The organism is Paenibacillus sp. FSL H3-0302 (assembly GCF_037982245.1).
Lineage (GTDB): Bacteria > Bacillota > Bacilli > Paenibacillales > Paenibacillaceae > Paenibacillus_AQ > Paenibacillus_AQ odorifer.
This window is the reverse complement of sequence record NZ_CP150284.1, coordinates 663,946-678,786: the sequence shown is the minus strand read 5'-3', so window position 1 is coordinate 678,786 and position 14,841 is coordinate 663,946. Positions and strand designations below refer to the sequence as shown.

At 46.0% G+C, this 14,841-nt stretch carries 12 protein-coding genes; 3 read left to right on the top strand and 9 right to left on the bottom strand.

The features are described from left to right. Positions 1–26 precede the first annotated feature (26 nt). On the bottom strand, positions 27–1,529 hold the full coding sequence (locus tag MHH50_RS02995; protein ID WP_340033915.1) for an ATP-binding protein: 1,503 nt from the start codon (positions 1,527–1,529) through the stop codon (positions 27–29). Positions 1,530–1,923: 394 nt separating this feature from the next. Between MHH50_RS02995 and MHH50_RS02990 the strand changes: the two genes are divergently transcribed. Continuing rightward, entirely contained in the window at positions 1,924–3,192 is a 1,269-nt protein-coding gene (locus MHH50_RS02990) for an NAD(P)/FAD-dependent oxidoreductase (RefSeq protein WP_076124402.1), read from the top strand. Between the two features lie 449 nt (positions 3,193–3,641). On the opposite strand, the gene MHH50_RS02985 is transcribed toward MHH50_RS02990, so the two are convergent. The 3 genes from MHH50_RS02985 to MHH50_RS02975 all read right to left on the bottom strand — a co-directional run bounded on the left by MHH50_RS02985 (position 3,642) and on the right by MHH50_RS02975 (position 7,142). Then, on the bottom strand, positions 3,642–4,901 hold the full coding sequence (locus MHH50_RS02985; protein WP_339281631.1) for an ABC transporter permease: 1,260 nt from the start codon (positions 4,899–4,901) through the stop codon (positions 3,642–3,644). After that, positions 4,898–5,638 carry an ABC transporter ATP-binding protein gene (locus MHH50_RS02980; protein WP_036676805.1) on the bottom strand — a complete coding sequence of 247 codons (741 nt, stop codon included), beginning with the start codon at positions 5,636–5,638 and terminating at the stop codon, positions 4,898–4,900. Before MHH50_RS02980 ends, MHH50_RS02985 begins: the two co-directional genes overlap by 4 nt. Before the next feature lie 160 nt (positions 5,639–5,798). Beyond that, positions 5,799–7,142 (bottom strand): MFS transporter, encoded by a 1,344-nt coding sequence (locus tag MHH50_RS02975; protein WP_076278143.1) that lies wholly within the window; start codon positions 7,140–7,142, stop codon positions 5,799–5,801. Positions 7,143–7,491: 349 nt separating this feature from the next. Here MHH50_RS02975 and MHH50_RS02970 point away from each other — a divergent pair, with 349 nt between their 5' ends. Beyond that, on the top strand, positions 7,492–7,959 hold the full coding sequence (locus tag MHH50_RS02970) for a MarR family transcriptional regulator (protein WP_036676802.1): 468 nt from the start codon (positions 7,492–7,494) through the stop codon (positions 7,957–7,959). A gap of 781 nt (positions 7,960–8,740) precedes the next feature. Here MHH50_RS02970 and MHH50_RS02965 read toward each other — a convergent pair. The 4 genes from MHH50_RS02965 to MHH50_RS02950 all read right to left on the bottom strand — a co-directional run bounded on the left by MHH50_RS02965 (position 8,741) and on the right by MHH50_RS02950 (position 11,575). After that, the gene (locus MHH50_RS02965) at positions 8,741–8,959 is read right to left on the bottom strand and encodes a hypothetical protein (RefSeq protein ID WP_340033914.1); all 219 of its coding nucleotides are present in this window, start codon (positions 8,957–8,959) and stop codon (positions 8,741–8,743) included. A 56-nt stretch (positions 8,960–9,015) separates the two neighbouring features. Next, positions 9,016–10,524, bottom strand: coding sequence for an MDR family MFS transporter (locus MHH50_RS02960; RefSeq protein ID WP_076124409.1), 1,509 nt, complete (start codon positions 10,522–10,524; stop codon positions 9,016–9,018). Between the two features lie 30 nt (positions 10,525–10,554). Then, entirely contained in the window at positions 10,555–11,109 is a 555-nt protein-coding gene (locus tag MHH50_RS02955; RefSeq protein ID WP_076124410.1) for a GNAT family protein, read from the bottom strand. 184 nt (positions 11,110–11,293) lie between these two features. After that, positions 11,294–11,575: a hypothetical protein gene (locus MHH50_RS02950; protein WP_036676794.1), complete on the bottom strand. Its 282-nt coding sequence runs from the start codon at positions 11,573–11,575 to the stop codon at positions 11,294–11,296. A 228-nt stretch (positions 11,576–11,803) separates the two neighbouring features. Between MHH50_RS02950 and MHH50_RS02945 the strand changes: the two genes are divergently transcribed. Continuing rightward, a complete protein-coding gene (locus MHH50_RS02945; protein WP_036676791.1) occupies positions 11,804–12,283 on the top strand; it encodes a GAF domain-containing protein in 480 nt (159 codons plus the stop codon). 81 nt (positions 12,284–12,364) lie between these two features. Here MHH50_RS02945 and MHH50_RS02940 read toward each other — a convergent pair whose 3' ends face one another. After that, positions 12,365–14,797: a glycogen/starch/alpha-glucan phosphorylase gene (locus MHH50_RS02940; protein WP_036676789.1), complete on the bottom strand. Its 2,433-nt coding sequence runs from the start codon at positions 14,795–14,797 to the stop codon at positions 12,365–12,367. Positions 14,798–14,841 lie beyond the last annotated feature (44 nt).

Genomic DNA, 14,841 nt, shown 5'->3' with positions numbered 1-14,841 from the left:
AGAGATGCTGTAGAGGGTGATTCAATCTAAGAGCGAACCTCGCTGGGTTCCTCCTTATTCAATGGGAAGGAGATCGTAAATACCGTGCCCTCTCCTTCTACAGACTCTACATTTATTTTACCGTTATGCCGCTCCACAATACTAAGACACAAGGATAAGCCTAGACCTGTTCCCTGAATTTTCGTCGTAAAAAAGGGTAAAAACAGCTTCTCGCGTTGACTTTCTGACATACCAACACCGCTATCGGTGACAATCAACTCCACTTTATCATGAGTACTGCGTGTCTCCAGCGTCAGCACCCCCTTGGGTCCCATAGCCTCCATACCATTACGTCCTAAATTGAGAATAAGCTGCTTGATTTCCCGGACATTTAGCTCCAATTCATGCAGTGATGGGCTCAGCTTCAGTTCCACACTTTGACCGCGAAGATTAGCATCAGCCCACAGCAATGGACTAACTTCTTCTATAATATGGTGCAGCAGCACCTTCTCTTTATCAGAAACCCGGCTCTGTGCCAAGGATAAAAAATCATTAATAATACTATTAGCGCGGTCCAGCTCTTCCATCACAATCTGATAATAAGAATCCAATTCTTGAGCACTCTTTTCTCTCATCAGCTGCAAAAAACCCCGAACTACCGCCATAGGATTACGAATCTCATGGGTAATTCCAGCAGCCATCTGCCCGACCAAGCTCAAACGTTCCACATGATCCAGCTCTACACGTAGTTTTTCCTCATTGGTCATATCCTGCACAATAATTACAGCACCACTTGTTACCCCTGAGCTCTTATGCATTAACGGCGCTGAATAAATCTGATAGATGCGCGACTCATGAATCATTTTTTCACTGGAACGCCGTTTAGAGCGGATATTATCACTTACCCGCATATATGCCTGTGTATCCACTGAGCTGTGAAAAAACTTTTTTACCGGTTCGTCAATAATATCCTCTTTTCGCAAATTGGGATAATGAGTCCTCATCATTCCTAACATACAATCATTAAGATCAGTTACAACTCCGTGTTCATCCAGAGACATAATACTCAGAGGGACTACATTGGTAATCTGCTGCAGCTTCTCGGACTCCCACTGGAAACTTTCACTGATACTCTCCATTTGTACTTTATCCTGCAATCTACTTCTAACCATCTCAACAAAATATACAAAAACACCACCTAGCGCGATGGTAAAAAACAGATACACCGTAATTAGAAATGCTTGTACGGAATTTGATTCATATATATTTTCCCCGCCTATAATCGGGACTAACGCAATAAATAGCATGCTTGGACAAAGAATCATCCATAACATACCGATCTTCTCAACTACTGTACCTTTCTTAAAAGGTTTGGCCAATCCAAACAGTAGCGGATATAATAAAACCCCTGAATTCAATATCACGTTACTGATTCCTGTAGGCTCCGCAATGATTACATTGCAGATAAGCAAGAAAATGGACAGCAAAATGCCCGAACGGGTAGTTCCATATAAAATACCAATATACGCAGGGATTAATCCTAAATTCAAATAGGCTACACCAAACAGAGTTGTCGAAAGAAGAGAGCACAGGATAAGACTAAACGTACACGCCAAAATTAAAAAGGTCTGATCATTTGGGAGCTTCCCCTTTTTCCGAGTCACAAATCTACGGTCCACCCACCATTGAAAAAGAAAAAGAAAGGAGCATGCTGCCGATATTTGCAATAAGATATCCTTAACCGCACCAATAATTACAATCACACCCCAAAATGGACAAATTACCCTACATGCTTAGATTAAAGCACAGGATTACTCTCCTGACAACGATAATCACCTAATGATTGGACAAGACTGGTTACATGTGAATCAGAATGGTATGATTCCGTTAGGAATACCCGCGGAAATCGCTTCCGTGTCTTAACATGTAAAGGAGTAAAATTTCATGAGCAATTACGATGTGATCGTCATTGGGGGCGGCCCTTCGGGTCTAATGGCAAGCGTGGCCGCTGCAGAACACGGGGCATCCGTTCTGCTAATCGACAAGGGAGCAAAACTAGGCCGAAAGCTCGGAATATCTGGTGGCGGACGCTGCAATGTTACCAACGTCAAGGAAAGAGACGAGCTAATCGCCCATATTCCAGGAAACGGGCGTTTTTTGTATAGTGCCTTCGACCATTTTAATAACCAGGATATCATCGCCTTTTTTGAAGGTTTAGGCATTGCATTAAAAGAAGAAGATAACGGGCGGATGTTTCCCGTTTCCGATAAGGCCTCTAGTGTCGTATCTGCCTTAATTAGCAAAGTACGGAGTCTAGGCGTGCAGATTATGACCGACAGTCCCGTCTCAAGAATAATCTATAACGAAGGGGCTGTTAAGGGAGTCCAGCTGAGCTCGGGCAAGACGATCGCCTGCACAGCTGTTATCATCGCCACCGGAGGCAAGTCTGTACCACAGACCGGCTCCACTGGAGATGGCTACCCTTGGGCAGAAGCCGCAGGGCACACGATCACCGAGCTGTTTCCGACAGAGGTGCCGATTCTTTCACGGGAAGAATGGATTAAGTCCGGCGAGCTGCAAGGCCTGTCGCTACGTGATGTAGCCCTCACTGTGTGGAATCCTAAAGGAAAGAAGGTCATCTCTCATCGAGGAGATATGATATTCACCCATTTTGGATTATCAGGGCCCATTGCACTGCGGTGCAGCCAATTTCTGAGACAAGTCCAACGTAAATCCGGCACAGATACGGTGGAGATGTCCATTGATCTCTTCCCTGATCTGAACACACAGGAAGTAGAATCAATGTTGCAGGATAAGCTGGATCAGGAACCTAAGAAAGCGATCCGCAATTCGCTGAAAGGACTGTTGCCAGAACGTCTCATCCCCCTCTTGCTGACTAAAGCTGACTTAGATGGGGATACAACTGGCCATCACGTCTCCAAGAATGGGTTGCTTCTATTAGCTGGGATTTTGAAACGCATGCCGGTTTATGTGCATGGCACCCGTTCCCTATCCGAGGCCTTTGTTACCGGGGGCGGGGTAAACCTGAAGGAAATCGATCCCAAAAGAATGGAATCGAAGCTTATGCCGGGGTTATTCTTCTGCGGCGAGGTACTCGATATCCATGGCTATACAGGAGGCTACAATATAACAGCGGCCTTCTCAACAGGATATACAGCAGGCAAGCACGCTGCTGACATTCGACTGGGATAATCTCTAATGCAACGTGAATATCCTCCAAGCAGCTTACTACTTTGAAAATGGCGGTCTGCGCGATTCTCTCATTAATTGGAGAATCGCTCCTCTGTTTTGGGTTCCTCAGCTGCTATGTGGAGCGTCTGTCCTAATCAGCTACTGCGGCTTCGGACCCAGATGACGTTATTTGCGAATTTATCACCTTATGGGCAGTGTTTCGGACTCCAACGACGCTATTCATTATAGCGAGGCTCATATAGGGTGTTTTTCATGGCAATAGCAACTATGGAGTCCGTTAGCATCACAAAAGTGGAAAAATAGTATGTTTAGGGGCAGCTGTGTCCGATAGGCTAGCTAGGTACCTCATACGTACGTGCGTGCAATAGATCGAATCAAGACAACAAAAGAAGAGTGCTCCAGCAGCCTTTTCACGGCTTATGGGGCACTCTTCCGTTCTATTTATATCTTTATTTCGCTAAGCGAAATGTTCCAAATATTCTAGAGCTAAACAGTGCAACGATATAACCTAGCGGGATGAACAGGATAATCCCAAACCATCCATATAAGGAAATACAGATCAGCGCAGAACAAATGATTGAAAAAGGAAGCAGTAAGATAGGGACCGCACGCAGCCCCGCTTCGGCTTTTTGTTCCTTTGTAAACGGCAGAATTCCGATGTAATCATCTCCCACGAATAACGACCAGAACGACAACAGCCAATTGGTCATGAGAGAAACTAAAACTATAAAGCCCAGCCATTTGAACCCTGATGGAATGATAAATATCGCTAGAAGGGACACAGCAGTAAACGATAAGTAGAGCTTTAAATGAGCCGGATTCCGTACAAGTGCCTTAATCGCTGCCGCAGAGAAACGGCTCTCGGCAGTTTTTGATTTTAGCAAAGGCTGTGATTTCCGGAAAATCCACGGCTTATGGCGGGTCGGACGTGGCTTATCCAGTACGCCGCGGAGTAATAGGGCCGCTATTTTCATCCGCTGCTTATAATCTTCACGCACATCGTTCATGAACGTCCCACGCATCACTATACGCCTCTGAAGAGCGATTACCGCTACGACTGCAAAGAGTGCCGCAATCAGCAGCATAAAAACTGGACTGTTGTTCCAAAACGTAGCTGCACGGAAATAAATCCCACAAGGAACGGAGATGGCCAGGATCAGCCACAGCCAGCGCCGCCAGCCTTGCTTTTGTACTTTTACAATATGCCCCAGTAATTTAATGCACCAGCTACATGCCAGAGTCAGAGCGAACAGCGCCCATACCTCGGATGACAGCATTCCATATCCCCGAACCAGAAAAGGTAATAACAGCACAAAAGCTACACAGAACTTCAACGATGTTACGATCAGGCTGTACAGCAACCCGCGAAACATGATCGTATTTATCCATCGCTGCCGTTGTCTTAGAAATAATAGATCGCCTTCCTGCAATAATAGCACCAGTCCCCCTCTACAGAGCAGGAGCACTAATAATGAAGGAATGAGCATAAACGGCAAATCTCCACTCCAAGCTGGCAATGCCTCGTTCCAGAACCCGTAATATAACCGTCCTCCCAGAAATCCCCCGGGAATCAGTATATATAACAGCACAGTCCAATCGGCAGCCGTACGGATAATAGCAGATTGCTCACGCCAATGAGAAAATAATCGCCGCCAGAATAGCTTTTTGGAGGTAGGAAAAGCAAACCCTCGCTGCTTCTGCTTACTCATGTCAGTTCGTCGAAGCAATCAAACAACGACGCCTCCGGCAACCCAGCATAATCACGTATATCTTCGAGCGTTCCAGCAGCGGCAACCCTGCCACCCGAGATCAGCACAAAATCATCGCAAATTTTCTCAGCAGTATCCAATACATGCGTAGACATTAATACACCAGCTCCGCGCTGCCGCTCCGCTTCCAGCAGCCGCAGGAAATCTTTAGTGGCCCGAGGATCCAAGCCGATAAAAGGCTCGTCCACAATATAAACATCCGGCTGCACCAAAAAGCCAAGCATCAGCATCATTTTCTGTTTCATACCCTTAGAGAAACCAGCTGGAAGATCATCACGGACATGATTCATGCCGAACTGCTTCAGTAACCTCTCCGCCGTTTCTTGAAACTGCTCATATTTTAGTCCATAAGCAGCAGCAGCCAAATCTAAGTGCTCCCATAAGGTCAAGTCCTCATAAAACACCGGCTGCTCCGGTACATAAGCATAGGATTTATTAACTCCATTAAAGGAGACCTTAGCTTTGGTATTCTTAAGCAAACCGAGCAGTGTTTTGATTGTAGTACTTTTTCCCGCACCGTTTGGTCCGATCAGTCCGAGCAGCTGTCCACGCCGCACCTGAAATGAAATATCGAATATGCACGGGGCACCTGCTTCATAGCCTGCTTCATCGATCTCAACATCGAGTACAATCTCTTCGTCGCTCTCGGTATCCCCTGTTATTTCTACATTCTCCATATTCGCCAACTCCTAAATATTTCTAATGAATATTATTATCGAAATTCCAATCCAGAAAGATAGCTTCTCTAATCGTACTATATATACTTTCTCCAAGGAAGCAAACTGATTTTTTCACAGCTCAGAGAACTACTCTCCTATTTAAAAAAGAAACCTCCCATTAAAGAGAGGTCTGTCCGAGAAGCTCTAGGTTATTTGTTGCTGAAATTTCTTCTTCACGTTTAATTGCCGCTTCATCTCTACGCTCGATTTTACCACGCAGCATTAACAGTAACACTCCGAGCAGGGCTGTAAGCAAACCAGAGAGAATGAAAGCCGGGACAGGTCCTGACGCTGTAACTAAAGCCCCACCGGCTACAGGTCCCAAGATAACAGCCGCACTTGTTAGACTGCCTATAGTCCCAAATACACGGCCCGTGTATTCCGCAGGGGTCCGCTGTTGCAGCATTGAATTGAAGGGAATGAACGCAAGGCCTGCCCCCACACCAGCAAACATAAAAGAACCAAACAAAGCGATGTTCATCCATAATCCAGCCTGACCGTGGGCAGTTACAATTCCTGCACTTGAGAAAACAACCCCCATAATTACAGCTCCCAATCCCATGAAGACGAGCGTATGTTTACCACTGCCTATACGGCTTACAAGCAGGGCTGACAGTAAGGTGCCAAGACCACTGGCTGCCACACACCAACCCAGCAGATCACCGTTCACACCCGGAATTTCCCGGAATAACGTTACAATCTGCGAATCACCAATTTGCAGCATTAGCAGCACTAGTACCAGCATAGCAATCCCGCAAAGTACTACTGGCATTCCCACGATCACCTGCAGACCCGCCGACATTTCTTGGCGAAAAGACTTCCGAGCACCATTCTCCCCTGTGTTATCCTCTGCTGCATCTTTCTTCAGTGCAGCCGCACGCGGCAGTCCTATTAAGATGACCGCCGATAAAATGAAGGTAGCCGAGTCAATCACATAACAAGCGGCAATACCAAATGCGGCAACCAGCAGTCCACCTAGAGCAGGACCTACAATTTTGGTTATTTGTTCGATAGATGAGCTAAGCGCCATGGCTTTATCCATCTGGGCCGCAGGGACAAGCTCCTTGAGCTTTCCGCTTTTGGCTGGTGAAAAGAGTACATCCATGATCCCTTTAGCCACCAGCAGGACATATACCTGCCAGAGAGAACCTGCAAATACCAAACAAACAACGATTCCGGCACGAGCTAGATCCGAACCAATCATCAGCGCCTTGCGGTTAAAACGATCACTTAAATAACCTGCGAACGGTCCTCCTAAGAGCAACGGCACAGCCATACATAAAGATATAGCCGTAATTTCCCACGGTGTCGCATTCCATTTAAAACCTACCATTGTCAGTAGCGCTAGGATATGCAACCAGTCTCCCACATTCGATACAAGCTGTGCGGCAATAAGCAGCATAAAGGGCTTATTCGCCGTCAGCTTTCCTTCTTTTGAATCATGAGCCAGTTGTTCCTCCATCTTACTTCACTCCCCGTTACTATTTCTCGATGAAGTAATAGTAAAATATTGGAGAACATCAATCATCCGTCTGGAGGCGTAAATAGCGCTTGAACCTAAGACTGAAATTCTTATCCTTTCAAAGACTGAAATCAAAAAAACCTTCGTTTTTATCGTATTCAAAAAATTGTTTGATTTTTAATAATTAAAAGTGTGCTCATTGTGACAAATCACATGTTCTTCATTCGCTCTTTCACGTATTCTAAGGTTATCTCAAGGTTCGTTGCACAGGTAACCCGTGCACTAATGACTATTGATTGCAAACTGTGCGATGAGTTCACACATGATTAACGATAGAGGGTGGAGAAGCATGATACAATCTTACGAACGTGATACGCAATTAACACTACATTTGTACCGGGTATTTGCCAAGTCTTTTAAGAGCATTAATGAACATGCTGTTACCGGCAGCAAAATTGAAGGTTTTAATCCGACTGCCTTTGCCGTTATGGAAGTGTTGTACTATAAGGGACCACAACCCATTCAACAAATTGGCGCCAAGCTGCTGCTGCAAAGCGGCAACGTTACTTACGTAATCGATAAGCTTGAGGAACGCGGCTATTTGCAGCGTAAGCCTTGTCCGAGCGACCGCCGTGTGATTTTTGCGGAGCTGACTACGGAAGGTGAACGTCTCATGAATGAGATGTATCCGAAATATTCAGAACGCCTGCATCTTGCTTTCAGCGGTCTAAATGATGATGAGAAGGAACAAATGATTGTTCTGCTCAAAAAGATGGGTCTACAAGCTGAGAAGCTATCCCCTCTTCCTCGTAAGTAAGAGTCGCTTATTTATGTGTTTTAGACAAGCTGTTATTGATTTCTGTTAATGGTAAAAAGAAAACCAATAGGCGATTCTCCGATTTATTTGAGAATCGCCCATTGGTTTTCTTTGTTCTGCGGCAGCTTACTTGAGCAGATGATATAAGTCCTTATGACCCCTCTGAGCAAAATTTGAGTGCCTTTTTACAGCCTCCGTTAGCCGAACATTAGTTGAGAACTGATCAGTTAGGGCAGTAAGTCGATGCCGAAGACGGACCTTGAGATCCGCTTTTGGCAAACCTCGGATCATAGTCATCCTTATTCGGCAGGACTAGCGAGCACACTTCCGACTGGATTTGGCGTAGCACACCTCCGATTGGACTTGGCGTGCACGCTTCCGATTGGACTTGTCGTGCACGCTTCCGATTGGACTTGGCGAACACACTTCCGATTGGACGTCCCTTCTAGCTGACCGTAACTACCACTCTCAGTAAAATCCACTTTTGATATAACCCGCTATATTTTCAGCGCCCGATCTTGATGGGAACCTGAGCAGTAGCTAAAGGAATAACTGCATTCTATACAGCTATTTCGTATGCAAATCGGATTATTCTAACTTTAAGTGTATTCTGTACAATTAAAAACCAGAAAAAGTACCCCTAGGCGAGTAAATCAAGAAAATAGATGTACTAAATACAGCTATATCCATTGAAGAGTTAACGGCAGGATTATAGTTGTACAAAATACAACTAAATTTGCCTAACGATTGCTTCCACCGACGCTCTACTCTAAAGTTCAAGTCAATCTCGTGTGTTATTACGCTCGCCACTCCGTGCGTGATTCCATGTGTCACTCCATACGTCATTCCATGTGCTACTCTCCGTTAGTCCATGCGTCTTTCCGTGCGTGATTCCATGCGTCTTTCCGTGTGTCATTCCATGTGTCTTTCCGTACGCCACTCCATGCGTCATTCCATATGCCACACCGTCGGTCATTCCATGCGTCACTCCGTACGCCACTCCAGGGAGTTAATTCGTATGGTTCAACCACTTTAACACGCTATCTACCTAATAAGTTATGCCTTTTTCAAGGACGATGAAGCATCCTCTACTGAAGGCACACCCTTTCGCAAACCCCAGGAAATTATCAGCGACAAAACAGCGAAAACTGCCATTACGATAAATAATGAATGAAGACCACCTTCAAGGGCATCACGCAGACTGTTTGATACTTCCCCAGACAGGTTGGTTCCTGCATGTGATCCAAGCAGCTTATTAATATCATCTCCTGAGATGTTCGAATCCGGTTGTTTTCTTAACAGCTTATCAATATTCAAGTTCAGCCAGGAACCAAAAATAGCCACCCCAACAGTCTGTCCTAAAGAACGCGTGAACGCATTAAGCGCTGTAGATGCTCCCCGTTGCTCATACGCAACAGAGGACTGCGCGATAATCGTAAAGACTGTAGAAGAATACCCAAAGCCAACTCCACAGACCAGCATCAAGCATAAGAGCAGCAGCTGTGAAGACTCCCCTGTTAAGAAAGCCAGACCAATAGCTCCGGCAGCGATCATAATCAATCCAAGCATTGCGGTTCGACGCGAACCCGCTTTTAGAATCATCCGCCCTCCGGCGATCGAACCAAACATCCAGCCTACCGACATCGGCGCCAGTAGCAAACCTGAGATGGCGGCGCTTTTTCCGGATACACCCTGCACCCATAATGGCACATACGTAGAAAGCCCAATAATTAATGTGCTTACCAGCAGGTTAGCGCCTGTAGATACTGCGATATTGCGGTTCGAGAATAGACCCAGCGGCAACATAGGTTCAGGAGCACGACGCTCCACAAAGAAAAATAAGACTAGCAGGATAACAGCCACACTTAGAGTTGCGATTAGCAGTGGGGATGTCCACTCCAGATTCTGTCCTCCTGTGGAGAGACCGAAGAGTAATGCGCCCATACCAGCAGCGAACAGCAGCACACCTGCCACATCAATTTGTGCTTTCCGGCGTACCTTTTCTTCCTTCAAATAACGGGCAATAAATACCATTGCTAGTAAACCAAACGGCAGATTAAAGACAAATACCCAGCGCCAGCTTAGGTAATCTACAACATATCCTCCAAGAAGAGGGCCTACCAAAGAGGAAATCCCCCATACAGAGCTAAGTAATCCTTGTGTCTTCGCTCTCTCTTCAATACTGTAAATATCCCCGATAATGGTAAAGGTCATTGGAATGAGCGCACCCGCGCCAATCCCCTGTATTGCCCGGAACAGGATCAGCTGTTCCATACTTTGCGAAATACCGCATAATAATGAGCCTAATAAAAAAACAGCTGCCCCCCACATGAACACCGGCTTGCGTCCAAAGAGGTCACTGATTTTGCCGAAAATAGGAGTAGTAATAGCCATTGCCAGCAAATAAGAAGTGAATATCCAGCTAAGCCACTGCATTCCCTGAAATTCACCTACGATAGCTGGACCCGCTGGTCCTGTTACCGTTCCTTCAATCGCAGCCAAAAAGGTAGCTAGCAGCACCCCTATCAGTATTAATTTACGTTCTAAATCCCCTGTTGACTTCAATGTTCCAAACCCTCTCTTTATGTAATAAAATCATTGCCATTCCCCACGCAGAAGCGCATGTAGAGTCACATCCTGAAAGCCGGAAGATGTCTGACGATATTGACGTAATATACCTTCCTTCTGAAAGCCGAGCGTTTGAACCAGCCTCTCCGCACGATTATTATCAGGATGACACAGCGCTTCTATCCGATTCAGCCCCATCCTATTAAAGCCGAAGTCGAGCACTAAACCAAGCGCTTCTTTCATATATCCAAGCCCCCAAAAGGCAGGCGCCAGATCGCAGCCAATTTCCCCGCGGTAAGCTCCCTGTAACTGCCAATAGTTATACCCGCAGCTCCCTATAACTTCACCTCCGGGTCCTACAATACTCCAGCGTAAGCTGTCCTCTTCCTGAGCCATCTGTGATAAAAATGCAATCAGTTGCTTAGTCTCTTCGATAGAGGATAATGCTGGAGCCCCCAGCCAGCGGGTGACCTCTGGATGAGACCAGACCTGATATAATGCTGAAGCATGTTCAGTAGTCATAGCACACAGCTTCACTCTACTGCCGACCAGTGTGGGTATCACTCCATTGCAGATATACAAGTCTCTGCCCCCCTTCAACTTATCAATTATACATCATTCAAGAGTATATCCTTAAGATAAAAGTTCTAAATTCTTTAACATTGAAAAGAACAAATTCTACGCGTTAACGTAAAAAGACGTCTGCAGCAGGGAGCAAACACTCCCTAAATACAGACGCTTTTTATTCAACTTAACTACAATGATTTCATTCTGCTTCATGAATAACTTCACTGCATAACACCTGAAGTTTGGCTCGAATATCCTTGAACTCTTCAATTCCAGTCCCCGTAATACTGTACCCTTCGGTATGGGCAGTCAGAAAGTTGTCCAGTGTCAGCTTTTCCAATTCCTGTTTCACTTCGCGTTCTCCTACACGATACCCCAGATCTTCAAGTCCGAGCAGCATCTCTGAGATCGTCACATCTTTATCCCGTGCACAATAAAGCATATGAATTCCTATGAACAAGTTCTGTACATCAGCGCGCATATTCCACCTCTTCCGGCTATATAGCCTTCGGTATTTATACTAGCATTACCCTCTGACCGATCCCCGGAAACATTATTGTGGCTGTTCCGCATTTCATGGACTTCAAGGAAGATTCCATATTGTTACAGATTGGTATTGTCGCTTGACGTATTATGTCTAGCTGTACTATGTTGATAATTACAGTTAGGAGTTCATATTTGAATTTAAAGTACAGGAAGGTGATGCTTCATGTTTCAAGCTATGCCTTACGATGGAACACGCAACGAGCAGTTTGAAGCGGTTCTAATCCAACTAGAAGCATTAGTAAAGGACGAACCAAGTGCAACGGCCAACCTGGCCAATGCTTCGGCACTGCTTAAACACGCTATGCCGGATACGAATTGGGCCGGTTTTTATTTATTTGATGGCAAGGAGCTTGTGCTCGGGCCTTTCCAAGGTCTTCCTGCCTGCATCCGCATCCCGTTGTCTCGTGGAGTCTGCGGAACGGCTGCTGCGGAACGACGCACGTTAGTAGTAGGAGATGTGCATGCATTCCCGGGACATATCGCCTGTGACGCCGCTTCAAACAGCGAAATTGTAGTCCCGCTGATCAAGGATGATCGTTTGCTTGGCGTACTCGACATCGACAGTCCGCTGAAAGATCGTTTTGATGATGAGGAACGCCGGTTCCTGGAGCGGTTCGCAGCCCTGGTATCGGAAGTTATCTAAAGCAGCTCTATAGAGCATAAGAAATAGGCTGTCTCATTTGTAGGAATCTCCTACTTATAAGACAGCCTATTCTTGTTGAGCCTATAGCCGTACCGGACTGATATTCCAAATCTCCGCCGCGTAGCGGCTAATCGTGTTATCACTTGAGAATTTACCGGAATGACCAATATTTATAATAGACTTTTTCAGCCACTCCTGACGGTTGCGGTATGCCCGGTCAATCTCGACATGAGTCTCGACATAACTTGCGAAATCCTTAAGCACAAAGAATTCATCGTTATTATCCAAAAGAGAATGGAAAATGGTCTCAAACTCCGCACCATGACAGCATATAGGTCCCGGATTAACCAACTGATCCAATACTTCCTTCACACGGCTATCCCCATTGTAGATATCACGTGCGTGATAGCCGCCATGCTGATAATAATCCATTACCTGCTCAGCACGAAGACCGAACAGGAACATATTGTTGTCCCCTACCATCTCATGCATTTCCACGTTAGCACCGTCCATCGTACCTACGGTTAATGCACCGTTCATCATAAACTTCATATTCCCCGTGCCGGAGGCCTCTTTACTCGCAGTAGAGATCTGTTCACTAATATCCGCAGCAGGAATGATCTTCTCGGCCAAGGATACCGAATAATTCTCAAGGAAAAAGATACGGATCTTGCCTTTAACATCCGGATCCTTGTTGACAGCCTCCGCCACAGTATTGATCAGCTTGATAATTCGCTTCGCCAAATGATAGCTTGGTGCCGCCTTTGCTCCGAATATAAATGTGCGCGGTACCATATCCATCGAAGGATTATCTTTGATTTGGTTGTACATATGCAGAATATGCAAAATATTTAGCAGCTGCCGCTTATAAGCATGCAGGCGCTTCACCTGGACATCAAAAATAGAGTCGGGGTCTACATGTACCGAATGCTTGCTGTAGATGTATTCAGCCAACTTGAGCTTATTCCGCCGTTTAATGCTGGCCACTTGTTCCTGGAAGGATGCATCCTCACAATATTTAATCAAGCCAATCATCTCTTGCGGATGGCTCATCCAGCGGGTTCCTATCGATTGATTGATAAGGTTAGCCAGATCCGGATTGGCATGCATCAGCCAGCGCCGGTGAGTAATCCCATTCGTCTTATTATTGAAGCGGTGCGGGTACATTTCATTAAAGAGCCGCATTTCGCGTTTCATCAATATTTCTGTATGCAGCGCTGCTACCCCATTGACACTATGGCTCGCCACAATCGCCAGATGAGCCATGCGAACCTGATCGTCATGAATAATTGCCATCTGTGAAATCCGGTCCTGATCACCGGGATAACGACTCATCAGCTCGCCGCAGAAGCGGGCATTGATCTCTTCAATAATAAGAAAAATACGTGGAAGCAAGTCCCTGACCATTTGAATAGGCCATTTCTCCAGGGCTTCGCTCAAGATCGTATGATTTGTATAGGACACCATACGAGTTGTAATACTCCACGCTTCATCCCATCCTAATCCATGTACATCCATCAGAATCCGCAGCAATTCAGGAATTACAAGCGTCGGATGTGTATCATTGATATGAAGTGCAACCTTGTCGGGCAGCGATTGTATAGGGAGTCCAAGCTTTCCAAAGGTTCGCAGAATACTTTGCAGGCCAGCGCTGCAGAGGAAGTATTGCTGCTTCAACCGCAACAGCTTGCCTTCGTATTGAGAGTCATCCGGATACAGGAACTCCGAGATGGATTCTACGGAACGTTTATATTCCAGGAATTTATGATAGTCTGATCCGGCAAAAGAGCCAAAGGTTCTGGTAGGCTGGGTGATGGACTCCGCGCTCCAGTTGCGCAGTGTATTCACATGCCGCCGATCTGCACCAATGATAGGCACATCATACGGAACTGCACGAACGGCCTCATATTGACTATGCTCAAAGATAAGCCGCCCGTTCTCCTCCCGAGTCTCAATCACGCCCCAGAACCTTACTTCTACCTGCTTGTCTTCACGACGCACTTCCCATACATTATCATTTTGCAGCCAGTAATCGGGCAGTTCCACCTGATACCCGTCAACGATTTTCTGCTCGAACAGGCCGTATTTATAACGTATGCCGCAACCATGCCCCGCATATTGCAGGGAGGCCAGTGAATCCAAGAAACAAGCAGCTAGACGTCCAAGTCCTCCATTGCCAAGCCCAGCGTCGGCTTCTACCTCCTCAATATCCTGCAGCGAGAAACCAAGATCGGCCAATCCCTCACGCACGACCTCCAGCACGCCCATATTCAGCAGATTGTTCCCCAGAAGTCTTCCGATCAGAAACTCCATAGAAAAATAGTATACCTGCTTATCCTTATCCGTCTTGTACTTTTGATTGGTATCCGCCCAATTTTTCCCGGCATTCTCGCGAATCATGTTGCCTAATATTTTATAGACATCAGCATTCGAGGCTTCCTCCAAAGGTTTGCCCAATTTGCTGATGAGCGTCTCGCGAAACACCTGTTTGAAAGTTTCTTTATCGTTAAACAACAGCAGGTTCCTCCTGACAAAAGCTTTTTTTAGGGATGCATTAG

Bases quoted from the DNA above. Each gene is read 5' to 3' on its own strand.
- MHH50_RS02990 (WP_076124402.1), top strand. From the start codon at position 1,924: ATGAGCAATTACGATGTGATCGTCATTGGGGGCGGCCCTTCGGGTCTA.
- MHH50_RS02985 (WP_339281631.1), bottom strand. From the start codon at position 4,901: ATGAGTAAGCAGAAGCAGCGAGGGTTTGCTTTTCCTACCTCCAAAAAG.
- MHH50_RS02980 (WP_036676805.1), bottom strand. From the start codon at position 5,638: ATGGAGAATGTAGAAATAACAGGGGATACCGAGAGCGACGAAGAGATT.
- MHH50_RS02975 (WP_076278143.1), bottom strand. From the start codon at position 7,142: ATGGAGGAACAACTGGCTCATGATTCAAAAGAAGGAAAGCTGACGGCG.
- MHH50_RS02970 (WP_036676802.1), top strand. From the start codon at position 7,492: ATGATACAATCTTACGAACGTGATACGCAATTAACACTACATTTGTAC.
- MHH50_RS02950 (WP_036676794.1), bottom strand. From the start codon at position 11,575: ATGCGCGCTGATGTACAGAACTTGTTCATAGGAATTCATATGCTTTAT.
- MHH50_RS02945 (WP_036676791.1), top strand. From the start codon at position 11,804: ATGTTTCAAGCTATGCCTTACGATGGAACACGCAACGAGCAGTTTGAA.